Origin of the sequence: Pseudomonas sp. FSL W7-0098 (assembly GCF_005930585.1) — a bacterium.
GTDB lineage: Bacteria > Pseudomonadota > Gammaproteobacteria > Pseudomonadales > Pseudomonadaceae > Aquipseudomonas > Aquipseudomonas bubulae.
Genome location: NZ_RXHW01000002.1, coordinates 374,542 through 396,985, shown reverse-complemented (window position 1 = coordinate 396,985; position 22,444 = coordinate 374,542). Strand labels below are relative to the sequence as shown.

Annotated in this window: 18 protein-coding genes; 6 read left to right on the top strand and 12 right to left on the bottom strand. The window is 59.0% G+C overall.

Going from position 1 to position 22,444, the window contains the following annotated elements; genetic code table 11:
• Window positions 1–110 precede the first annotated feature (110 nt).
• The 3 genes from FHL07_RS04840 to FHL07_RS04830 are packed head-to-tail and all read left to right on the top strand — an operon-like array spanning window position 111 to window position 5,875.
• Window positions 111–1,262: an efflux RND transporter periplasmic adaptor subunit gene (locus FHL07_RS04840; protein ID WP_095003011.1), complete on the top strand. Its 1,152-nt coding sequence runs from the start codon at window positions 111–113 to the stop codon at window positions 1,260–1,262.
• A gap of 3 nt (window positions 1,263–1,265) precedes the next feature.
• Window positions 1,266–4,427 carry an efflux RND transporter permease subunit gene (locus FHL07_RS04835; RefSeq protein WP_095003010.1) on the top strand — a complete coding sequence of 1,054 codons (3,162 nt, stop codon included), beginning with the start codon at window positions 1,266–1,268 and terminating at the stop codon, window positions 4,425–4,427.
• Complete coding sequence (locus FHL07_RS04830; RefSeq protein WP_016779756.1) at window positions 4,424–5,875, top strand: AdeC/AdeK/OprM family multidrug efflux complex outer membrane factor; 1,452 nt, start codon at window positions 4,424–4,426, stop codon at window positions 5,873–5,875. The genes FHL07_RS04835 and FHL07_RS04830 overlap by 4 nt, the downstream gene beginning before the upstream one ends.
• Window positions 5,876–5,957: 82 nt before the next feature.
• Here the strand turns inward: FHL07_RS04830 and pcaC are convergent, their stop codons facing one another.
• The 9 genes from pcaC to pcaR all read right to left on the bottom strand — a co-directional run bounded on the left by pcaC (window position 5,958) and on the right by pcaR (window position 15,439).
• Window positions 5,958–6,350 (bottom strand): 4-carboxymuconolactone decarboxylase, encoded by a 393-nt coding sequence (gene pcaC, locus FHL07_RS04825; protein WP_095025909.1) that lies wholly within the window; start codon window positions 6,348–6,350, stop codon window positions 5,958–5,960.
• Between the two features lie 10 nt (window positions 6,351–6,360).
• A complete protein-coding gene (gene pcaD, locus FHL07_RS04820; protein ID WP_095003008.1) occupies window positions 6,361–7,152 on the bottom strand; it encodes a 3-oxoadipate enol-lactonase in 792 nt (263 codons plus the stop codon).
• A gap of 11 nt (window positions 7,153–7,163) precedes the next feature.
• On the bottom strand, window positions 7,164–8,516 hold the full coding sequence (locus FHL07_RS04815) for a 3-carboxy-cis,cis-muconate cycloisomerase (RefSeq protein ID WP_095003007.1): 1,353 nt from the start codon (window positions 8,514–8,516) through the stop codon (window positions 7,164–7,166).
• Between the two features lie 46 nt (window positions 8,517–8,562).
• Window positions 8,563–9,855, bottom strand: a complete 1,293-nt coding sequence (locus FHL07_RS04810; RefSeq protein ID WP_016779752.1) for an MFS family transporter — start codon at window positions 9,853–9,855, stop codon at window positions 8,563–8,565.
• A 134-nt stretch (window positions 9,856–9,989) separates the two neighbouring features.
• Window positions 9,990–11,195, bottom strand: a complete 1,206-nt coding sequence (gene pcaF, locus FHL07_RS04805) for a 3-oxoadipyl-CoA thiolase (RefSeq protein ID WP_178084367.1) — start codon at window positions 11,193–11,195, stop codon at window positions 9,990–9,992.
• Entirely contained in the window at window positions 11,192–11,974 is a 783-nt protein-coding gene (locus FHL07_RS04800; protein ID WP_169916892.1) for a CoA-transferase subunit beta, read from the bottom strand. The genes pcaF and FHL07_RS04800 overlap by 4 nt, the downstream gene beginning before the upstream one ends.
• Window positions 11,971–12,828 (bottom strand): CoA transferase subunit A, encoded by an 858-nt coding sequence (locus tag FHL07_RS04795; RefSeq protein ID WP_088379144.1) that lies wholly within the window; start codon window positions 12,826–12,828, stop codon window positions 11,971–11,973. The genes FHL07_RS04800 and FHL07_RS04795 overlap by 4 nt, the downstream gene beginning before the upstream one ends.
• A gap of 156 nt (window positions 12,829–12,984) precedes the next feature.
• Window positions 12,985–14,331 (bottom strand): MFS transporter, encoded by a 1,347-nt coding sequence (locus FHL07_RS04790; RefSeq protein ID WP_095003004.1) that lies wholly within the window; start codon window positions 14,329–14,331, stop codon window positions 12,985–12,987.
• Window positions 14,332–14,596: 265 nt separating this feature from the next.
• On the bottom strand, window positions 14,597–15,439 hold the full coding sequence (pcaR, locus tag FHL07_RS04785; protein ID WP_095003003.1) for a pca regulon transcriptional regulator PcaR: 843 nt from the start codon (window positions 15,437–15,439) through the stop codon (window positions 14,597–14,599).
• Between the two features lie 701 nt (window positions 15,440–16,140).
• Here pcaR and FHL07_RS04780 point away from each other — a divergent pair.
• Window positions 16,141–16,341 (top strand): hypothetical protein, encoded by a 201-nt coding sequence (locus FHL07_RS04780; protein ID WP_095003002.1) that lies wholly within the window; start codon window positions 16,141–16,143, stop codon window positions 16,339–16,341.
• 352 nt (window positions 16,342–16,693) lie between these two features.
• The gene (locus tag FHL07_RS04775; RefSeq protein WP_095003001.1) at window positions 16,694–18,166 is read left to right on the top strand and encodes an inorganic phosphate transporter; all 1,473 of its coding nucleotides are present in this window, start codon (window positions 16,694–16,696) and stop codon (window positions 18,164–18,166) included.
• A gap of 255 nt (window positions 18,167–18,421) precedes the next feature.
• Here the strand turns inward: FHL07_RS04775 and ccoM are convergent, their stop codons facing one another.
• From ccoM to FHL07_RS04770, 3 genes are all read right to left on the bottom strand, one after another.
• Window positions 18,422–18,532 carry a cytochrome c oxidase subunit CcoM gene (gene ccoM / locus FHL07_RS23950; protein WP_016779744.1) on the bottom strand — a complete coding sequence of 37 codons (111 nt, stop codon included), beginning with the start codon at window positions 18,530–18,532 and terminating at the stop codon, window positions 18,422–18,424.
• A 147-nt stretch (window positions 18,533–18,679) separates the two neighbouring features.
• Window positions 18,680–18,841 carry a hypothetical protein gene (locus FHL07_RS23595; protein WP_095003000.1) on the bottom strand — a complete coding sequence of 54 codons (162 nt, stop codon included), beginning with the start codon at window positions 18,839–18,841 and terminating at the stop codon, window positions 18,680–18,682.
• 79 nt (window positions 18,842–18,920) lie between these two features.
• Window positions 18,921–19,235 carry an aspartate-semialdehyde dehydrogenase gene (locus tag FHL07_RS04770; protein ID WP_138738162.1) on the bottom strand — a complete coding sequence of 105 codons (315 nt, stop codon included), beginning with the start codon at window positions 19,233–19,235 and terminating at the stop codon, window positions 18,921–18,923.
• Between the two features lie 172 nt (window positions 19,236–19,407).
• On the opposite strand from FHL07_RS04770, the gene rapA reads away from it, so the two are divergent.
• On the top strand, window positions 19,408–22,254 hold the full coding sequence (gene rapA / locus FHL07_RS04765; protein WP_095019444.1) for an RNA polymerase-associated protein RapA: 2,847 nt from the start codon (window positions 19,408–19,410) through the stop codon (window positions 22,252–22,254).
• The last annotated feature ends 190 nt before the right edge of the window (window positions 22,255–22,444 follow it).

The window sequence follows — 22,444 nt, the reverse complement described above, 5'->3', positions numbered from 1 at the left end:
AGACACGAATGTAAGTATATTACTTAGCAAGCTATTTATCCACCCGGAACAGCTTTCTTTACCCTTCCACTATTCTTGTGCGCTTTCGCGTGCCTGACCCGAGGATCTTCATGCAATTCAAGCCAGCTGTTACCGCTCTGGTTGCTGCCATCGCCCTTGCTTCGCTGCTCAGCGGATGCAAAAAGGAAGAGGCAGCACCTGCCCCGCAAATCCCTCAGGTCGGCGTTGTCACGCTGAAAACCCAGCCATTTACCTTGACCACCGATCTGCCTGGCCGCACCGCGTCATATCGTTCGGCAGAAGTACGCCCGCAGGTAAACGGCATCATCCTCAAGCGCTTCTTTAAAGAAGGCAGTGACGTCAAGATCGGCCAGCAGCTCTATCAAATCGATCCGGCGATCTATGAAAGCGCCGTACTCAGCGCCCGCGCCACCCTGCAATCGGCAAAATCACTGGCTCAGCGCTACAAGCAACTGGTCGCCGAGCAAGCCGTAAGCCGTCAGGAATACGACAACGCCGAAGCCGCCCGCCTGGAAGCAGAAGCCGCGCTGAACACCGCCCAGGTTAACCTGCGCTACACCAAGGTGCTGGCGCCGCTGACCGGCCGCATCGGTCGCTCGCTGTACACCGAAGGTGCACTGGTCACCAGTGGCCAGGCCAATGCATTGGCCGTGATCACCCAACTGGACCCGATCTATGTTGACGTGACCCAGTCCTCGGTAGAAATGCTCGAACTGCGCCGTGACCTGGCCAGTGGCCGTTTGAAGAAGGCCGGTGAAAACGCCGCCAAGGTCAAGCTGACCCTGCCTGACGGCAGCGAGTACGGCCAGGAAGGTCGCCTTGAGTTCGCCGAAGTCTCGGTTGATGAAACCACCGGTTCCGTCACCCTGCGCGCCGTATTCCCTAACCCTGACGAAACCCTGTTGCCGGGCATGTTTGTCCACGCGCAGCTGGAAGCAGGCATCGACAGCAATGCCATCCTCGCACCGCAAATCGGCGTGACCCACAACCTCAAGGGCCAACCGACTGCAATGATCGTCGGGCCGGACAACAAGGTTGAGCTGCGTGTACTGCAAGCTTCGCGCACCGTTGGCAGCAACTGGCTGGTTGAGAAAGGCCTGAACCCTGGCGACCGTCTGATTACTGATGGCCTGCAATTCATCAAGCCTGGCATTGAAGTCAAGATCATGGACAAGCCACAAGGCGAAACCCCGGCATCTGCCCCGGCAACAGAAAAAGCTGCAGGCAGTAAAGGGGAATAAACCATGTCGAAATTTTTTATCGACCGTCCGATTTTCGCCTGGGTTATAGCCCTGGTGATCATGCTGGTCGGGGCTCTATCGATCCTGAAGTTGCCGATCAACCAGTACCCGAGCATTGCACCACCGGCCATTTCGATCTCCGTGACCTACCCGGGCGCTTCGGCGCAAACCGTTCAGGACACCGTGGTTCAGGTGATCGAGCAACAGCTCAACGGTATCGACCACCTGCGCTATGTGTCATCGGAAAGTAACTCCGACGGCAGCATGAGCATCACCGCCACATTCGAGCAAGGCACTGACCCCGACACCGCACAGGTCCAGGTACAGAACAAGCTCAACCTGGCGACCCCCCTGCTACCGCAAGAGGTACAGCAGCAAGGTATCCGTGTAACCAAGGCAGTGAAAAACTTCCTGATGGTTATTGGTGTGGTGTCTGAAAACGGCAGCATGAACAAGGACGACCTGTCCAACTACATCGTTTCCAACATGCAGGACCCGATCTCCCGTACCGAAGGTGTGGGCGACTTCCAGGTGTTCGGCGCCCAGTACGCCATGCGTATCTGGCTCGACCCTGTAAAGCTGAACAAATACAACCTGACTCCGGTGGACGTTAAATCGGCCATCAGCGCACAGAACGTTCAGGTGTCCTCCGGGCAACTGGGCGGCCTGCCTGCCGTCAAGGGTCAGGAGCTGAACGCGACCATCATCGGCAAAACCCGTCTGCAAACGGCTGAAGAGTTCAAAAAGATCCTGCTCAAGGTCAACACCGACGGCTCCCAGGTACGCCTGAGCGATGTCGCAGATGTTGCCCTGGGTGGTGAGAACTACAGCGTCAGCGCACAATTCAACGGCAAACCGGCATCGGGTATCGCGATCAAGCTGGCCCCGGGCTCCAACGCTCTGGACACGGCAAAGGCATTGCGTGAAACCATCAACGGCCTGGAACCCTTCTTCCCGGAAGGTATGAAAGTCGTTTACCCGTACGACACCACGCCTGTGGTTTCGGCATCGATCGAAGGTGTGGTGCACACCCTGGTCGAAGCGGTTGTACTGGTGTTCCTGGTGATGTTCCTGTTCCTGCAAAACTTCCGCGCCACCATCATCACCACGATGACAGTACCGGTTGTACTGCTGGGTACCTTCGGGATCCTGGCCGCTGCAGGCTTCAGCATCAACACCCTGACCATGTTCGGTATGGTACTGGCCATCGGCTTGCTGGTGGACGATGCGATCGTGGTGGTTGAAAACGTTGAGCGGGTCATGTCCGAAGAAGGACTGCCGCCCAAGGAAGCCACCAAGAAATCCATGGAGCAGATCCAGGGTGCCCTGGTAGGTATTGCGCTGGTGTTGTCGGCGGTATTGCTGCCGATGGCCTTCTTCAGCGGCTCCACGGGTGTGATCTATCGCCAGTTCTCGATCACTATCGTGTCGGCGATGGGCCTGTCGGTACTGGTTGCACTGATCTTCACCCCGGCGCTGTGCGCCACCATGCTCAAGCCGATCCAGAAGGGTGATCACGGCGAGAACAAGCGCGGTTTCTTCGGCTGGTTCAACCGGACCTTCGACAATGGCGTGAAACGCTATGAAAAAGGTGTCGGCAGCATTCTGCGGCACAAGGCTCCGTACCTGCTGGCTTATGTGCTGATTGTGGTTGGCATGGTGTTCCTGTTTACCCGTATCCCTACCTCCTTCCTCCCGGAAGAAGACCAGGGCGTACTGTTTGCACAGGTTCAAACACCGGCAGGCACCACTGCAGAGCGCACCCAGCAAGTGATCGACCGGATGCGCGAATACCTGCTGGCCGATGAGTCGGACGCTGTGTCTTCGGTGTTTACCGTAAACGGCTTCAACTTCGCCGGCCGTGGCCAGAGCTCCGGCCTGGCGTTCATCATGCTCAAGCCGTGGGGCGAGCGCGATTCCGACAACAGTGTATTTGCACTGGCTGCACGGGCGCAGAAAGTGTTCTCCAGCTACCGCGATGCAATGGTGTTCGCTTTTGCCCCGCCTGCTGTAATGGAACTGGGTAACGCCACCGGTTTCGACGTGTACCTGCAAGACCGCTCCGGCATTGGCCACGAGAAACTGATGGCTGCACGCAATCAGTTCCTGGGGATGGCGGCTCAAAGCAAGATCCTGGCGGGCGTACGTCCGAACGGTCTGAACGATGAACCGCAATACAAGCTGCTGATCGACGATGAGGCCGCTCGCGCCCTGGGCCTGAGCATTTCGGACATCAACAACACCCTGTCCATTGGTCTGGGTGCCAGTTATGTCAACGACTTCATCGACCACGGTCGAGTCAAAAAGGTATTCCTGCAAGGCGAAGCTGACTCGCGGATGAACCCCGAAGACCTGAAAAAATGGTACGTGCGTAACGATCAGGGAACCATGGTGCCGTTCTCGGCCTTCGCCAAGGGCGAGTGGATCTACGGCCCACCCAAGCTGTCGCGTTACAACGGCGTAGAAGCGATGGAAATTCTCGGCGCTCCGGCTCCGGGCTATACCAGCGGTCAAGCCATGGCTGAGGTCGAAGCCCTGGCCAAGAAACTGCCAGCGGGTGTCGGTATTTCCTGGACGGGGCTGTCTTACGAGGAACGTCTGTCAGGTTCGCAAGCGCCTGCCCTGTACGCTATTTCCTTGCTGATGGTATTCCTGTGCCTTGCAGCACTGTACGAAAGCTGGTCGATTCCAATTGCGGTGATGCTGGTCGTACCCCTGGGGATCATCGGTGCGCTTATGGCCACCAGCCTGCGCGGGTTGTCCAACGACGTGTACTTCCAGGTGGGCTTGCTAACGACCATCGGTCTGGCCTCGAAAAACGCCATTCTGATCGTCGAGTTTGCCAAGGAACTGCATGAGCAGGGACGAAGCCTGGTGGATGCCGCGATCGAGGCGTGCCGCATGCGTCTGCGTCCGATCATCATGACCTCCCTGGCCTTCGTACTGGGTGTGGTTCCACTGGCCATCTCCACGGGCGCAGGCTCGGGCAGCCAGCACGCTATTGGTACCGGTGTTATCGGTGGCATGATCACCGCCACCGTACTGGCCGTGTTCTGGGTACCGCTGTTCTTTGTGGCCGTATCGTCCATTGGCGGCGGCAAGAATAAAGACACGGAAAAGAAAGTGGATCTGACTAAAACTCCAAACCAAGAGGCTGGCCAATGAGCAAGTCGCTTCTCGCAGTAGCTGTTGCAGCGTTTACGCTCGGCGGCTGCTCGCTGATCCCCGACTACCAGCGCCCTGAAGCGCCGGTAGCGGCGCAATACCCGCAAGGCCCGGCCTACTCGCCAACCGAGGCGGCCAGCAAGGCCGCTGCGGAACAGGGCTGGCGTCAGTTTTTCCATGACCCGGCGCTGCAGCAGCTGATCCAGACGGCTCTGGTCAACAACCGCGACCTGCGCGTCGCGGCGTTGAACATCGACGCCTATGCCGCGCAGTACCGCATCCAGCGCGCCGATCTGTTCCCGGCGGTTTCGGCCTCTGGCAGCGGTAGCCGTCAACGTACTCCGGCCAACATGTCGCAAACCGGCGAGTCGAGCATCACCAGCTCTTATTCGGCCACCCTTGGGGTCAGTGCATACGAGCTGGACCTGTTCGGCCGGGTTCGCAGCCTGAGCGATCAGGCGTTGCAGAACTACTTTGCAACCGAAGAAGCCCGACGCAGCACCCAGATCAGTCTGGTGGCCAGCGTCGCCAATGCCTACCTGACCTGGCAGGCTGACAAAGAGCTGCTCAAGCTCACCGAAGACACCCTCAAGGCGTTCGATGAGAGCTACAAGCTCACTTTGCGCAGCAATGAAGTCGGTGTGGCCTCGGCCCTTGAAGTCAGCCAGTCACGCACCTCGGTGGAAAACGCCAAGGTGCAGCTGGCCCGCTACACCCGTCAGGTGGCGCAAGATCAGAACAGCCTCGCGCTGTTGCTGGGCAGCACCATCCCGGACAACCTGCCGGCAGCCCAACCGCTGGCAGCCGACCTGTTGAGCGAAGTACCGGCTGGCTTGCCATCGGACTTGCTGCAACGTCGTCCGGACATCCTTGAAGCCGAGCACAAGTTGCTGGCCGCCAACGCCAACATCGGCGCGGCGCGGGCAGCGTTTTTCCCGAGCATCAGCCTCACGGCCAATGCCGGGACCTTGAGCCCTGACCTGTCGGGGCTGTTCAAGGGCGGCTCGGGCACCTGGTTGTTCTCACCGCAAATCAACTTGCCGATCTTTAACGCAGGGGCTTTGCGCGCCAGCCTGGACTACGCAAAAATCCAGAAAGAGATCACCGTTTCCCAGTACGAGAAAACAATCCAGACCGCCTTCCAGGAAGTTTCTGACGGTCTGGCAGCGCGTCAAACCTACAACCAGCAGTTGCAGGCGCAAACCGACTTCGTCAACGCCAACCAGGATTACTACCGTTTGGCCGAGCGTCGTTATCGGATTGGCATCGACAGCAACCTGACCTTCCTCGATGCCCAGCGCTCGTTGTTCAGCGCGCAGCAATCGTTGATCACCGACCGTCTTTCGCAGCTGACCAGTGAAGTCACGCTGTACAAGGCGCTGGGTGGCGGCTGGTACGAACAGACCGGGCAAAACCGCCCTGTTTCGGATCAGCCACCCAAGGCTTGATGCGTATCGGTTAAACAACAAACCCGCCTTATGGCGGGTTTGTTGTTTCAGGCTAGGGATGCAGATTGATCTGTAGCCGCTGTTACTCCCGCGACTCAACCCCCAACTCATCCCACACTGATTCAGCCAGGTGAAACGTCGCATTGGCCGCCGGGATACCACAGTAAATGGCACTCTGCATGATCACTTCCTTGATCTCGGCCCGGGTCACGCCATTGTTGGCCGCAGCGCGCAGATGCAGTTTCAGCTCTTCATTGCGGTTCATGCCGATCAGCATCGCGATGGTAATCAGGCTACGGGTATGGCGCGCCAACCCCGGACGAGTCCAGATATCACCCCAGGCGTGGCGGGTGATCATTTCCTGAAACTCGCTGTTGAACTCGGTCAGGGCATTGAGGCTGCGATCCACATGGGCATCACCCAGCACTGCGCGGCGTACTTGCATGCCCTCGTTGTAACGTTGTTTCTCGTCCACAAAAAGCTCCTTAGCTTGCCTGCAAAAATTGCAGCACGCGCTGGCTGAAAGCATCGCCCGCCTGCACGTTGGACAGGTGCGCGGCGTAAAACTCGGCGTACTGCGCGCCACGCACATGTTCCTGAATGAAGTGGCTGCCCGCAGGCGGCGTGACGGCATCTTCAGTGCCCGCGATCACCAGCATGGGCACTTCGATTGCACCCAACTGATCGCGAAAATCTGCATCACGCACAGCAGCACAATTGGCGGCATAGCCCTGGGGCGAAGTGGCCGCCAGCATATCGGTGATGCGCTTGGCCTGCCCGGGATTGGCCTGGGCGAAGTCCGCGGTAAACCAGCGGGCAATGGAGGCATCACGCAACCCCGCCATCGCCGCAGCACCCTCACGCAAAACCATCTCGATGCGCGGATTCCAGACCGCAGGCTCGCCAATTTTGGCAGCCGTGTTGCACACCACCAGCTTGTGCAGCCGCGAACCGGCATGGATCCCCAGCCACTGGCCAATCAGTCCACCCATCGACAACCCGCAAAAGTGCGCGCGCTCGATATGCAGCGCATCCAGCAGCGCCAAAACATCTCCGCCCAGTTGTTCAATGCTATACGGTCCTTCGGTCACCAACGACTGGCCATGACCCCGGGTGTCGTAGCGCAATACCTGGAAGTGCTCGGCGAACGCCGCAATCTGCGTGTCCCACATCCCCAGATCAGTGCCCAGGGAATTGGACAGCACCAGCACCGGTGCACCTTGCGGGCCGTCCAGGCGGTAGTTGAGTTCACCTTCAGCGAGTTGTACACGTCCCACGAGTTTCTCCTTTAGAGGACCAACGCAAAATGTTCAGCCCGCGCACGCTCGACCCACGTCGTCGCCTGACCAAGGTAATGGGCCGGATCGAGCAGGCGATCCAGTTCCTGCGCGCTGAGGTGCGCGGTGATTTGCGGCTCTTCGCCCAGCACCCCACGTAAATGGCGCTTTTCGGCCACGGCCCGCTTGCAACACTGCTCCAGCAGATGATGCGCGGTTTCGCGCCCTACCCGCTGCGCCAGCACAATGCTTACTGCTTCAGCCAGCACCAGCCCGTGGGTCAGATCGAGGTTGCGCGCCATGCGCTCACTGTCCACTTCCAGCCCACGGGCAATATTCAACGCCTGTACCAGCGCGCCGGACACCACGCAACAAATCTCGGGGAGGGTTTCCCATTCGGCATGCCATAAACCCAGGCTGCGCTCGTGCTCCTGAGGCATGGCGCTGAACAAAATGCTCAGCAGGCCCGGCACCCGCGTTGCGGCACCGATCAATACCGCAGACCCAACCGGGTTGCGCTTGTGCGGCATGGTCGACGAGCCGCCCTTGCCCGGTGCCGACGGCTCGAACACTTCCGCCGCCTCGGTCTGCATCAGCAGGCTGATATCCCGACCGATTTTGCCCAGGCCACCGGCGATCAGGCCCAGAACTGCGGCAAATTCCACCAGACGATCACGCTGGGTATGCCAGGGTTGCTCAGGCAGACTCAGGCCCAGTTCATCAGCCAACGCCTGTGCCACCGGCATGGCCTGATCGCCAAGGGCTGCCAGGGTGCCGGAAGCACCGCCAAACTGCAGGCACAGTAAACGCGGTTTGAGCTCGTGCAGACGCTGGCGGCTACGGGTCACGGCCCCCAGCCAGCTGGCGATTTTCATGCCCAAGGTCACCGGAGTAGCCTGCTGCAGCCAGGTGCGCCCGGCCAAAGGCGTCGTGGCATAGCGCTGGGCCTGCGCGGCGAGCACATCCGCCAGCTGCGTCATGTCACGCTCGATCAAATCCAGAGCGGCGCGCAATTGCAGGACCAGACCGCTGTCCATCACGTCCTGGCTGGTGGCACCCAAATGCACATAACGTTCCGCTTCGGGCGCGCTGCTGGCAATCTGTTTGCCCAGGGCCTTGACCAGCGGGATCGCCGAATTGCCGGCACTGGCGATCGCCAGGCCCAGCGCTTCAAAATCGTAGAGTTGTGCGCGACAGGCCGCGGTAATCGGTGCAAGCGCAGAGTGAGGAATCACCCCGACCCGGGCTTGTGCCCGGGCCAGCGCCGCTTCGACGTCGAGCATGGCCTGTACCCGGCCATGATCGCAAAACACTTGCTTCATGGCCTCGGCGGTAAAGTACGCATCGAACAGCTGATCACTCATAAACCTTCCTTAGAAAGCGCGCGCCACAGCCGGGCGCGCGGGCACATCACAAATCGTGGTGCAGGTACTTGGGCTGCTTGGGCAAACGGAAGCTGAACAGGAACGCGATGGCCATCATCACCGTCACATACCAGTAGAAGCTGTTTTCCATGCCCATGGACTTGAGGCCCAGTGCCACGTATTCCGCAGAACCACCAAAGATGGCGTTAGCCACGGCATAGGCCAGGCCAACACCCAGCGCCCGTACCTGCGGCGGGAACATCTCGGCTTTGACCAGGCCGCTGATCGAGGTGTAGAAGCTGACAATCGCCAGCGCCAGGGTAATCAGGACAAAGGCCAGGAAGGGACTGCTGATGGTTTTCAGGGTCAACAGGATCGGCACCGTACACAGCGTACCCAGCGCGCCAAACCAGAGCATGTTGTTACGCCGGCCGATCTTGTCCGCCAGCATGCCGAACAGCGGCTGCATGCACATATAAAGGAACAGCGCCCCGGTCATGATGTAACTGGCGGTCTTGGCGTGCATACCGGCGGTGTTGACCAGGTATTTCTGCATGTAGGTGGTAAAGGTGTAGAAAATCAGCGAGCCGCCTGCGGTGTAGCCCAGCACGGTAATAAATGCCGCTTTGTGGTCGCGGAACAACGCTCTCACGCTACCTGCATCCTTGTCCTGGCGGGTTTCGGCGCTGGTGGTTTCTTTCAGGGTGCGACGCAGCAACAACGAAATCAGCGCCGCAATGGCACCGATCACAAAGGGGATGCGCCAGCCCCAGGCCCGCAGTTCGTCTTCTGACAGAAACTGCTGAAGAATCACCACCACCAGCACCGCCAGCAGTTGCCCGCCGATCAGCGTTACATACTGGAAGGAAGCAAAGAAGCCGCGCTGGCCCTTGAGTGCCACTTCACTCATATAGGTCGCAGTGGTGCCGTATTCACCCCCTACCGACAGGCCCTGGAACAGCCGTGCCATCAGCAACAAGGCCGGGGCCCAGGCGCCGATCGAGGCATAGGTCGGCAAGAAGGCAATAACCAGTGAGCCGGCGCACATCATCAGCACCGAGATCATCATGGAATTCTTTCGCCCGTGCTTGTCAGCCACCCGGCCAAACAGCCAGCCACCTATGGGGCGCATCAAAAAACCCGCCGCAAACACACCGGCCGTGTTCAGCAACTGCACCGTAGGGTCATCGGAGGGGAAGAAAGCGGGAGCGAAGTAGATCGCACAGAAGGCGTAAACGTAAAAGTCGAACCATTCGACCAGGTTGCCGGAGGATGCACCGACAATCGCAAAAATCCTTTTTTTGCGCTCCTCTCCTGTGTAGTGAGTTGCTGTTGTCATCTTTATTTACTCATCAGGTTTTAGTTGCAATCAGACACACATTGCAACATCTCGCGCCATCACCGCAATACGCCGAACGACTGAGGCCGTGGGAGCGAGCGGGCTCGCTCCCACAGAGGCAGTATTGAGCGCTATCAGACCCGTTCAATAGCCAATGCCAGACCCTGCCCAACGCCCACGCACATGGTCGCCAGGCCTTTCTTGCCACCGGTTTTTTCCAGCTGATGCAAGGCGGTCATGACGATGCGAGCACCGCTCATGCCCAGGGGGTGACCCAGGGCAATTGCCCCGCCATTGGGGTTTACCTGCGGCGCATCGTCAGCCAGGCCCAGCTCGCGTAAAACGGCCAGGCCCTGGCTGGCGAAGGCTTCGTTGAGTTCGATCACGTCAAAATCACTCACCGCCAACCCCAGGCGCTCCACCAGCTTACGCACCGCCGGTACCGGGCCAATGCCCATTACACGGGGCGCAACACCGGCGCTGGCCATGCCCAGAACCCGACCGCGAGCGGTCAGGCCATGGCGTTTGACCGCCTCGGCCGATGCCAGGATCATCGCCGCGGCGCCATCGTTGACCCCCGAAGCATTGCCCGCAGTGACGGTCTTGTCCGGGCCGTTGACCGGCTTGAGTTTGCCCAGGGTTTCCAGGCTGGTATCGGCACGCGGATGCTCGTCGTGCTCAACCACCGTCTCACCTTTTTTATGGGCAATACGCACCGGCACGATTTCTTCGGCAAAGTAGCCTGCGGCCTGGGCAGCAGCAGTCCGTTGCTGGCTGCGCAGGGCGAAAGCGTCCTGATCGGCACGGGAAATCTTGTACTCGTCGGCCACGTTGTCTGCGGTTTGCGGCATCGGGTCCACACCGTACCGAGCTTTCATCAGCGGGTTGATAAAGCGCCAGCCAATGGTGGTGTCCTCAAGTTTCATGTTGCGCGAGAACGCGGCATTGGCCTTGCCCATCACAAACGGCGCCCGCGACATGGACTCGACGCCACCGGCAATCGCCAGCTCCATCTCGCCGCTGGCAATGGCGCGGAACGCCGTGCCAATGGCATCCATACCCGAGGCACACAGGCGGTTGAGGGTCACGCCGGGAATGGTGTCCGACAGCCCGGCCAGCAACGCGGCCATGCGCGCCACGTTGCGGTTGTCTTCACCGGCCTGGTTGGCGCAGCCGAAAAATACTTCGTCGACTTCGTTCCAGTTCACATTCGGGTTGCGTTCGATCAGCGCCTTGATCGGCGCTGCCGCCAGATCATCGGCGCGCATGCCTGCCAGGCCACCGCCAAAACGGCCGATAGGGGTACGAATCGCGTCACAGATAAAGACTTCGCGCATCATGCTTCTCCCGGAGCCTGACCGTGGGCCAGTGCGGTGCGCGCTTCCAGGTCACGCAAGGCGCTGAGTTCGACGTCGGTCGGGGCCGCTGTTTGCGCCACATTATCGGCAAAGCGAATGGCCCAGCCGGTGGCAGCAATGACTTGCTCGCGGGTCACGCCCGGATGCAGGGCAGTGACTACAAATTCGTTGGTCTGTTCTTCAGGTTCCATGGTGCACAGATCGGTAATGATGCCCACCGGCCCGGCACCCGGGAGGCCCAGACGCTTGCGCGAGTCGCCGCCTTCACCGTGGCCCACCGAGGTGATGAAGTCCAGTTTGTCGACAAAAGAGCGGGCCGACTGCTTGAGGATGATCAGCACGCTTTTCGCCGAACCGGCGATTTCCGGCGCGCCACCGGCACCTGGCAGGCGCACTTTTGGTTGGTGGTAGTCACCGACCACTGTGGTATTGATATTGCCGAAACGATCGACCTGGGCTGCGCCCAAAAAGCCGACATCGACCCGACCGCCCTGCAGCCAGTAACGGAAGATTTCACTGGTGGAAACTACGGTGTCAGCCGTTTCGGCCAGTTCACCGTCACCAATCGACAGCGGCAACACATCAGGCTTGGCACCAATCGGGCCGGACTCGTAGATCAGCACCACATCCGGAGACGAGGTCAGACGCGCCAGGTTAGCCGCCTTGGAAGGCAAGCCAATGCCGACAAAACACACCGAACCGTTTTTCAAACGGCGGGCCGCCGCAACGGTCATCATTTCATTGGTGGTGTAGGTCATTATTTAGCCTCCGAAGCGCGGGCCAGCTTGGCCTGGAACTCACTGAAATTCGCAGTGCCGTGGATGTATTCATTGATCCAGGCAGTAAAGGTCTCACGGTCGCGGGCAATCGGGTCCCACGCCTGATAGAAACGGTTATCGCGCTCGGTATAACCATGAGCGTAGGAAGGGTGCGCCCCACCCGGCACATGACACACTGCGCTCAAGGCCCAGGTTGGCAGGACGCAGGCATTCATTGGCGCTTGCAGGTCGTCGACGATTTCTTCAACGGTGACAATGCAGCGCTTGGCCGCCAGGGCCGCTTCTTTCTGCACCCCCAGGATGCCCCACAGCAGCACGTTGCCCTTGCGGTCGGCCTTTTGCGCGTGAATCACCGTGACATCCGGGCGCACCGCCGGTACTGCGGCCAGTACTTCGCCAGTAAACGGGCAAGTGACGGTCTTGATCAGCGGATTGACCTTGGGTAAATCAGACCCTGCGTATGCACGCAGCACCGCAAATGGCAGGCCCGAGGCACCCGCAACGTAGGCATTGGCCAGGTCGGCGTGGCTGTGCTCTTCGATTTCCAGCGGCTGTGGCCACTGTTTCTCGACGGCATCGCGCAAACGGTGCAGGGAACCAACGCCAGGGTTGCCACCCCAGGAAAAGATCAACTTTCGTGCACAACCGGCACCGATCAACTGGTCGTACACCAGATCAGGCGTCATCCGCACCAGAGTCAGGTCTTTCTTGCCCTGACGGATGATTTCATGACCCGCTGCAGTCGGGATCAGGTGGGTGAAACCTTCAAGGGCAACGGTGTCACCATCGCTCACAAATTGTTTCACCGCGTCGTGTAACGAAATGATGTCTGCCATCTGGGGTAGCTCCCGTTTTTTGTAGGCCACTGCGGTTGAAGAAGGTGCGCCAGGGCGACACCGGATGCTCAGCAGATTAAGCCGCGGCTTTGGCCCAAACAATCCGATAATCGACTATGTGTTCGCTAATCGAACACATAGTTAGCAGGCTGCCTATCAGGTTGCATCAGCGTGGCTGACCATGCCTTTGATAAGCACTGCCGTGGTTGCCAGGGCAGCCGGAATCACCAGCGCGGTCAGCACCTGCTCGAAGTTCCAGCCCAGACCCAGCAGGGTCGCGCCCATCCACGCCCCCAGAATGGCGCCGAAGCGGCCGATGCCGAGCATCCATGACACACCGGTGGCCCGCCCCTGGGTCGGATAAAAACGTGCGGCCAGCGACGGCATCGCCGATTGCGCACCGTTGACGCACATACCGGCCACCAGCACCAGAGTTGCCAGCACGGTGATATTGCCCAGGCTCTGACCAACCGCGTAGGCAAACACCCCGGCCAGCAGGTAGAAAATGCCGATCACTTTGTGCGGGTTGAACCGGTCCATCGCCCAACCCACCCCCACTGCACTCAACACCCCGCCGAACTGGAACAGAGCGCCAATAAATGCCGCCTGCTCCATGCTGGCGCCGCTGTCACGCATCAGCGTCGGCAGCCAGCTGGTCAACAGATAAACGATCACCAGGCCCATAAAGTAGGTGAGCCACAGCAACAGGGTGCCGGTGCTGTAAGTGCCGGAAAAGATCACTGCAAAGACGTTGCGCGCCTTGACGGTATTCTGCTCCGGCACGCTGAAGCTTGACGCCTGGGCCACCTGGGCAGGGTCGATCGGGGCAAGGGTCTTGCGAATACGCTCAACACTGCGGTTGCGCACCACCAGGTAGCGCGCCGACTCCGGTAACCAGAACAGCAATACCACGGCAAGAATCAGCGGCAGCACGCCGCCAATCAACAACAGGCTGTGCCAGCCATACATCGGGATCAACTTGGCAGAGACAAACCCGCCGCCCGCCATGCCGAGGTTAAAGCCGCAAAACATGCTGGTTACCAGCAAAGACTTGTGGCGTTCGGGGGTGTATTCCGAAAGCAAGGTAGTGGCATTAGGCATGCCGGCCCCCAGGCCAAGCCCGGTTAAAAAGCGCAGTACCAGCAGTTGGTCAACGTTGCTGGCGTAGGCCGAGGCCAGACTGAAGCCACCAAACACCAGCACCGCCGACACCAGCACCACCTTGCGGCCAAAGCGGTCCGCCAAGGGGCCAGAGCCCAGGGCACCAAACACCATGCCGATCAGCGCGGCGCTCATCACGGGACCGAGGCTGGCGCGGTCAATCCCCCAGTCCTGGGACAGGGCAGGCGCAATAAAGCCCATGGCCGCTGTGTCCAGGCCATCGAGGAAGACAATCAGAAAACACAGGATCACCACGCGCCACTGGTAGCGCGACAGGGGTTGGGCGTTGATAAAGGACTGCACATCGAGACAGTTGCCGACAGAAGACTGGGGTGAATTCATTATTTTTATACCGGTCAAAAACCAGGGCGAACGAAAACCGGCCAGGGGCCAGCGGCTCACATTAATAGTTATCGGGGGATCAGAAGGGCAGCGGGCGACTGCGCAGTGGCAGCGTCAGGGGGAGTGTCATGGCGTTTGGCCTCTTCTCATTATTATTTAGCCTGCCCGGCAAGGCAGCGCTGAGCCGACATTAATCAGCCCACTGCCGCCATGCAATTCGATAAACGCTTAACTGTGCGTTTATCGAACGCTTAGTTTTCACCCATCAACTAAACAACTGGGTGCTCAGCTCGCGGCTGGCGTTGAGCATGATCGGCAAAAAGCGCTGCTCCAGCTCCGTGCGTGTGACCCTTCCTGCGTGGGTGCTGACATTCAGGGCGGCAAGCACTTGCCCGGAAGCGTCGTAGACCGGCACGGCAATCGAACGCAGGCCTTGCTCCAGTTCCTGGTCGACCACACACCAGCCCTGCTCACGCACCAGTTGCAAACACTCCAGCAGTGCTTCGCGGGTGTGCAGGGTACGACTGGTCTTGGCCTGGAACTCACCGTGGGCTAGGTATTCGTGCAGGGTCACGTCGTCCAGCGCCGCCAACAGAATGCGCCCCATCGAAGTGCAGTAGGCGGGCAGGCGGCCGCCAACCGACAGATCAACCGAAATCAGCCGCTGCGTAGTAGCCGAACGGGCGATGTAGAGGATGTCATCGCCTTCGAGCGTCGCCATGTTGCACGCCTCGTGCAATTGCTCGCTCATGCGGTCCAGATAAGGTTGAGCCGACACGGCCAGCGGCGTGGACGACAGATAGGCATGGCCCAGCGTCAACACTTTGGGCAACAGGGAGTAGGTACGCCCGTCAGTGGTCGCATAGCCCAGCTTGATCAGGGTGTACAAACAACGGCGCACCGCCGCCCGGGGAATTTCCGTGCGGTGGCTGATCTGCGCGATGGTCAGATGCCGCTTGCGTTCCTGAAACGCCTGCACCACCGCCAGGCCACGGGCCAACGACGACATGAAGTCAGGATCACCGGTAAACGCCTGAATACGCTTGGCCGGCGACGCCACAATCGGTGGCGCGATACTGGCAACGGCATTGTGCAGTCGATCATTCATTCCCAACCCCCAGCTTCAGCTATTTATAGTTATGACATGCCGGGCGATTATCGAACCGCTAGTCGATAATCGCAATCAGTGCTGCAGCGAGGTAATGTTCACATGATTTTGTACGATCTTGAATCATTTTAGTTGGATGACATTTTTTTAACCTGGGCTTTATTACAATCAGGCGCATCCGCTCAATGATAGAAAACGTCTGATTAATATGTATTCAGGTCAAGTTCAGCTCTGGCCTTAAACAACTTGATGGCCAACTACCCGGCAGCGAATCAAATAGAGTCACGCGTGCAAAGCGCAGGCTAATTCACAAATATTCATAACACATGTCACGACAGGAAGTTGACGCGCAGGAAGTTATTCAGCGATAGTAGAGGCACTTCTCAGCTATTGAGAACGCGCAAGTTATTGAGAGTACAAGGTCAAGCCCGTACAGCCGATTGGATCCAACCAGAGCGTTGCGTTCGATTGCTACGCGCAGCTTGCCGGCAATTGCATCGTGTGTAGTTTCACCCGGGGGTGAACACTTGAGACGGCGACGCTCATGTTTCTGTAAATGACGTGGCCGAGTGCATAGCGTGGTGTATGTAAGCATGACGTTATTTATAGGCCTTTGTCTTATTGCCTGTCATTCGTCATATGAATCAACCTCCCTGCACGGTGATTCACCAGGTTCAAACTCAACTCAATTAGGTAAGACAGTGACAAAAGACGAACTGCGCGCAGAACTTGAGCGACAGGAACAACGATTCAAGGATCTTTACGGTGGTGAAGTGACCACCTACGCGGCCAAACCCGAGCCCGGACGCAAACCCTGGCGCAAACGGGCCAGCCTGCTCGACCAGGCGTTCACTCAAGAAATCCAGAAGATCGAAAAAGAGCTCAAGGCCGAAGAGCCCTGACCCGCACCTGAAAACGTACCAGAACAGCCCCTGCTGCCTCTTGCGTGCTCGCCATTTGCATGAGCGGGTATGGCTGTTTGCTATATCAGAACCTGAACCAGCAGCGTCGGCCCCTCTGATTTAAGAAATTTCATCTATCCAAATCAGACCTGCGCCACAGCGTGCGCATGCCCCTGGAAAAGCCCTATAGCCTTTGGTATCAGTGGCTTGAAGGGAATTGCCTACGCCTGCTCGCGATGGATTCTTACAGGTTTTTTCATTTATAGATGTTACCAACGGGCAGCTAGTGCATTGATTAGCGGGGTTTTCTGGCATAATCCGCCCCCCTTTATGACCGTGTCAGAAAACCTTCATGATCGATCTATTAAGCGGATTGGACGCCTGGGTTCTTATCAGCCTCTTCTTCGCCCTAGCCTTTGTTCTCGCGTTTGAGTTCATCAACGGCTTTCATGACACCGCAAACGCGGTAGCGACTGTCATCTACACCAAAGCCATGCCGCCTCACCTGGCGGTGTTCTTTTCCGGTGTGTTCAATTTCCTCGGCGTGTTGCTGGGCGGGGTTGGCGTGGCCTATGCCATCGTCCACCTGCTGCCGGTTGAGCTGCTGGTCAACGTAAACACCGGACATGGCCTGGCCATGGTGTTCTCGTTGCTCGCTGCGGCCATCACCTGGAACCTTGGCACCTGGTATTTCGGCATTCCTGCCTCAAGCTCACACACCCTGATCGGTTCGATCCTCGGTGTCGGCCTGGCCAACGCCCTGATCAGCGGCATCCCGGTGAGTGACGGGGTTAACTGGCAGAAGGCTATCGATATTGGTGCCTCGCTGGTGTTCTCGCCAATCGCCGGTTTCGTGGTAGCGGGCCTGGTACTGGTCGGCCTGAAGTGGTGGCGTCCGGGGTCCAAGATGCACAAGACCCCTGAGCAGCGCCGCAAGCTGGATGACAAGAAGCACCCGCCGTTCTGGAACCGACTGGTGCTGGTGATTTCGGCCATGGCAGTCAGTTTCGTGCACGGCTCCAACGATGGCCAGAAAGGCATCGGCCTGATCATGCTGGTATTGATCGGCATCGTGCCAAGCGCTTTCGTTCTGGATCTGAACAGCACCACCTATCAGATCGAACGCACCCGCGACGCCACCTTGCACCTGAGCCAGTTCTACGAGCGCAACAACGCTTCGCTGACCGAATTCCTGGCCCTGGGCAAAAGCGTCAAGGGCGACCTGCCGGATCAGTTCAGCTGCAATCCGCAGCAGACCGAACCGACCATCGCAGCCCTGTTGAGCTCGCTCAAAGGTGTAGCGGACTACCACTCGATCCCGGCTGAAAAGCGTATCGAGATCCGCCGCTACCTGCTTTGCCTGGATGACACCGCGAAGAAAGTCAGCAAATTGCCAGTGCTTGATTCCCGCGAAAAAGCGGACCTCGAGAAACTGCGCAAAGACCTGACCGCCACCACCGAATACGCACCGTTCTGGGTGATCCTGGCTGTAGCCCTGGCCCTGGGCCTGGGCACCATGGTTGGCTGGAAGCGTGTGGTTAAAACCATCGGCGAGAAGATCGGCAAGCAGGGCATGACCTATGCTCAGGGCATGGCCGCTCAAATCACCACGGCTTTCGCCATCGGCATGGCCAATATCTTCTCCCTCCCGGTATCGACGACGCACATTCTGTCGTCGGGCGTGGCAGGTACCATGGTCGCCAACAAAAGCGGCCTGCAGGGCGGTACGATCAAAACCATCCTGATGGCCTGGGTGCTGACCTTGCCGGCTACCATTGCACTGTCTGCAACGCTGTTCTGGCTGGCTTCCAAAGTCCTCGCCTGATAGCGCGCCGCACAAAAAAGGTACGACCCGCACGGGTCGTACCTTTTTTTATGCCCGGTCATTATGCAGACCCTGTGGGAGCGGGCTTGCCCGCGATGGCATCGACTCAGTTTGCCTGACAGACCGCGTTGCCTGCATCGCGAGCAAGTCCGCTCCCACCGCATTCGGGCAAGTCCCATTTATTACAGGCAAAAAAATAGGCGACCGAAGTCGCCCAAAATGCCTTGCGTGCTCATGCCATGGAAAGACCCGGCGCTATTTGCGCTTCTGCGAGTCTTTCCAGATAAAAATGCCCAGACCGGCGAAAAACAAAACCATGAGGCCGACAGTAAGTACTCCGGCGATAACCACATTATCGAGAAACATGACGGCCTCCTGCGCTCTGTTTGTGTGTCTGTTGAAGCTAGATTAACCAGACATGCAGGCGCACAACTTGACCGGGATCAATAGTGACCCACGGCCAGCCGGCAGTTGAGGGGGTTAGTTGACGCAGATCATCGAAAACGCGGCAGTTCAGCGCTTTTTCGGTTTTTTCTTCGGCTTTTTCGCCGTTTTAGCCAACGGCATTGCCTGTTCGAACGCCTTGCGCACCTCGTTCAGGCGCTTTTCATTGAGGTCATGTACCCGTTTGGCGCGCTCGGCGCCCAGGTCAACCAGCTTGGTGTCTTGGCTCATAAGCAAATCAGACCACTGTCAGTATGTTTCAGTACGCCAATAATGCGATGCACATTCGGCCCTGACCAGAAAAAACCACCTAGACCTTGATATCAATCCACACACCCTGGCGCTGCATGCCATCGGCCAAGGGTTCAACCGGCACCTCGTCAACCACCTGCGGGAGCGTACTCCCCTGCTCCCGGGATTCGCGGCGGCGCTGTTCCTGCTGACGCCGTTGCTCCTCACGCAACAATAAAGTGGCCTGGTCGGCATCGCTGTGCTTGAGGTCAATGGCACTTTCGCTGGAGCTGGCCTGGGCCGGCACCACAGGCGGAATGTCCGGGCGCGGGCGAACCGGATCCTGTCCGGAGGTAACCGGTACTGCGCCAAGGGGCAAAATGGACGGCAGCATGGTGATTGTTCTCCTGTCTTCTGGCTATTTGCGCGAACCGGCAATCGTGAACCATTGGTCGATAACCGGGCTGACACCCTGGCAAACCGGACAGCTTTTTTTGAGAGTCCTTTGGACTGAGGCCCTTGATCCGTTAATATACTCGGCTTTTTCAAAGCGGGAGTCAGGCAGCATGGCGCAGCAGTATCAACCGGGGCAACGCTGGATTAGTGACAGCGAAGCAGAGCTAGGTTTGGGCACCGTTCTGGCACAGGACGGTCGCTTGCTGACCGTGCTCTATCCGGCCACTGGCGAAACCCGCCAATATTCGCTGCGCAACGCACCGCTCACGCGCGTACGGTTCTCGCCGGGTGACACCATCATCCACTTCGAAGGCTGGAAGATGACCGTGCGCGAAGTTGAGGACGTTGACGGCCTGATGGTCTACCACGGCCTCAACGAGCGAAACGAAGCCGTCACCCTGCCAGAGACCCAACTGTCGAACTTTATCCAGTTCCGTCTGGCCAGTGACCGTCTGTTTGCCGGGCAAATCGACCCGCTGTCCTGGTTCTCCCTGCGCTACCACACCCTCGAACACACCAGCCGCCAGCTGCAATCGCCGCTGTGGGGCCTGGGTGGCGTACGTGCGCAACCTATTGCGCACCAACTGCATATCGCCCGCGAAGTCGCTGACCGCATCGCCCCCCGGGTTTTGCTGGCCGACGAAGTGGGCCTGGGCAAAACCATCGAAGCCGGTCTGGTGATCCACCGCCAGCTGCTCAGTGGCCGCGCCAACCGTGTATTGATCGTAGTCCCGGAAAACCTGCAGCACCAATGGCTGGTCGAGATGCGTCGACGCTTCAATCTTGAAGTGGCGTTGTTCGACGAAGAGCGCTTTATCGAAAGCGACGCCAGCAACCCGTTCGAAGACTGCCAGCTGGCCCTGGTTGCCCTGGAATGGCTGGTGGACGATCCCAAGGCCCAGGCAGCGCTGTTTGATGCCGACTGGGACCTGCTGGTAGTCGACGAAGCTCACCACCTGGTGTGGCACGAAGACAACGTCAGCCCCGAGTACGGCCTGGTTGAACAACTCGCCGGCGTGATCCCGGGCGTGCTGCTGCTCACTGCAACCCCGGAACAACTGGGCCAGGACAGCCACTTTGCGCGCTTGCGCCTGCTGGACCCGAACCGCTTCCACGACCTGGCCGCCTTCCGCGCCGAAAGCGAAAACTACCGCCCGGTGGCTCAGGCCGTACAGGAACTGCTGGATAAAGGCAGCCTGTCCCCTGAAGCCCATAAAACCATCCACGGTTTCCTCGGCGCCGAAGGCGATACCCTGCTGGCCGCCGTCAATGCTGGCGATGCCGAGGCCAGCGCCCGCCTGGTGCGCGAACTGCTTGACCGCCACGGCACCGGCCGCGTGCTGTTCCGTAATACCCGCGCCGCGATCCAGGGCTTCCCGGAGCGCAAACTGCATGCCTACCCGCTGCCGTGCCCGGCCGAATACCTTGAGCTGCCGTTGGGCGAACACGCCGAGCTGTACCCTGAAGTCAGCTTCCAGGCCCAGCCGGACGCCAGCGATGAAGAGCGTTGGTGGAACTTCGACCCGCGGGTCGAATGGCTGATCGACACCCTGAAAATGCTCAAGCGCACCAAGGTGCTGGTGATCTGCGCCCACGCCGAAACCGCGATGGATCTGGAAGACGCCCTGCGCGTGCGTTCCGGTATTCCTGCAACGGTCTTCCACGAAGGCATGAACATTCTTGAGCGTGACCGCGCTGCGGCCTACTTCGCTGACGAAGAGTTCGGCGCTCAGGTGTTGATCTGTTCCGAAATCGGCAGTGAAGGCCGTAACTTCCAGTTTGCCCACCACCTGGTGCTGTTCGACCTGCCATCCCACCCGGATTTGCTGGAGCAACGAATTGGCCGTCTGGACCGGATCGGCCAGAAGCACGTGATCGAGCTGCACGTACCGTACCTTGAGACCAGCCCGCAACAGCGCCTGTTCCAGTGGTACCACGAAGCGCTGAACGCGTTCCTCAACACCTGCCCGACCGGTAACGCCCTGCAACACCAGTTCGGTCCTCGTTTGCTGCCATTGCTGGAAGCTGCGGACGACCAAGAGTGGCAAGCACTGATCGACGAAGCCCGGGTTGAACGTGAGCGTCTGGAGCAAGAGCTGCACACCGGCCGCGACCGTTTGCTGGAGCTTAACTCCGGTGGTTCGGGTGAAGGTGAAGCACTGGTTGAGGCGATCCTTGAGCAAGACGATCAGTTCACCCTGCCGATCTACATGGAAACCCTGTTCAACGCCTTTGGCATCGACAGCGAAGACCACTCGGAAAACGCGCTGATCCTCAAGCCCAGCGAAAAAATGCTCGACGCCAGCTTCCCCCTGGGTGACGACGAAGGCGTGACCATCACCTACGATCGCGAGCAGGCCCTGTCGCGCGAAGACATGCAGTTCATCACCTGGGAGCACCCGATGGTGCAAGGCGGCATGGACCTGGTGCTGTCGGGTTCGATGGGCAACACCGCCGTCGCACTGATCAAGAACAAGGCCCTCAAGCCCGGTACCGTACTGCTCGAGCTGATTTACGTCAGTGAAGTGGTTGCTCCGCGCTCCCTGCAACTGGGCCGCTACCTGCCGCCGGCCGCCCTGCGCTGCCTGCTTGATGCAAATGGCAACGACCTGTCGTCGCGCGTGGCCTTTGACACCTTGAACGAACAGCTGGAAAGCGTTCCCCGCGCCAGCGCCAACAAGTTCGTTCAGGCCCAGCGCGACCAACTGACGCCTAAAATCAACGCAGGCGAAGCCAAAATCGCGCCACGTCATGCGGAACGCGTGGCCGAAGCCCAGCGCCGTCTGGCAGCCGACACGGAAGAAGAACTGGCCCGCCTGACTGCCCTGCAGGCTGTCAACCCGAGCGTGCGCGAGAGCGAACTGATTGCCCTGCGCAAGCAGCGCGAACAAAGCCTGGCCATGCTTGAAAAAGCCGCCCTGCGCCTTGAAGCCATTCGGGTTCTGGTAGCGGGTTAAAACCCATGAGCTGTGGGAGCGAGCTTGCTCGCGATAGGATCAATGAGGTGAAACTGAATCACCGCGTTAATCCTATCGCGAGCAAGCCCGCTCCCACATTTCTGACAGTCCCGATCTAACGTAACTAACTATAAACCCCCGCCCTAATAACAAAATGATAACCATCATTTTGCCATCACCCCTGTCACAG

Bases quoted from the DNA above. Each gene is read 5' to 3' on its own strand.
- pcaR (WP_095003003.1), bottom strand. From the start codon at position 15,439: ATGAATGATCGACTGCACAATGCCGTTGCCAGTATCGCGCCACCGATT.
- FHL07_RS04775 (WP_095003001.1), top strand. From the start codon at position 16,694: ATGATCGATCTATTAAGCGGATTGGACGCCTGGGTTCTTATCAGCCTC.
- FHL07_RS04815 (WP_095003007.1), bottom strand. From the start codon at position 8,516: ATGAGTGATCAGCTGTTCGATGCGTACTTTACCGCCGAGGCCATGAAG.
- pcaF (WP_178084367.1), bottom strand. From the start codon at position 11,195: ATGATGCGCGAAGTCTTTATCTGTGACGCGATTCGTACCCCTATCGGC.
- FHL07_RS23595 (WP_095003000.1), bottom strand. From the start codon at position 18,841: ATGAGCCAAGACACCAAGCTGGTTGACCTGGGCGCCGAGCGCGCCAAA.
- FHL07_RS04795 (WP_088379144.1), bottom strand. From the start codon at position 12,828: ATGGCAGACATCATTTCGTTACACGACGCGGTGAAACAATTTGTGAGC.
- ccoM (WP_016779744.1), bottom strand. From the start codon at position 18,532: ATGTTTCTCGATAATGTGGTTATCGCCGGAGTACTTACTGTCGGCCTC.
- rapA (WP_095019444.1), top strand. From the start codon at position 19,408: ATGGCGCAGCAGTATCAACCGGGGCAACGCTGGATTAGTGACAGCGAA.
- FHL07_RS04830 (WP_016779756.1), top strand. From the start codon at position 4,424: ATGAGCAAGTCGCTTCTCGCAGTAGCTGTTGCAGCGTTTACGCTCGGC.
- FHL07_RS04840 (WP_095003011.1), top strand. From the start codon at position 111: ATGCAATTCAAGCCAGCTGTTACCGCTCTGGTTGCTGCCATCGCCCTT.
- FHL07_RS04790 (WP_095003004.1), bottom strand. From the start codon at position 14,331: ATGAATTCACCCCAGTCTTCTGTCGGCAACTGTCTCGATGTGCAGTCC.
- FHL07_RS04810 (WP_016779752.1), bottom strand. From the start codon at position 9,855: ATGACAACAGCAACTCACTACACAGGAGAGGAGCGCAAAAAAAGGATT.
- FHL07_RS04770 (WP_138738162.1), bottom strand. From the start codon at position 19,235: ATGCTGCCGTCCATTTTGCCCCTTGGCGCAGTACCGGTTACCTCCGGA.
- FHL07_RS04835 (WP_095003010.1), top strand. From the start codon at position 1,266: ATGTCGAAATTTTTTATCGACCGTCCGATTTTCGCCTGGGTTATAGCC.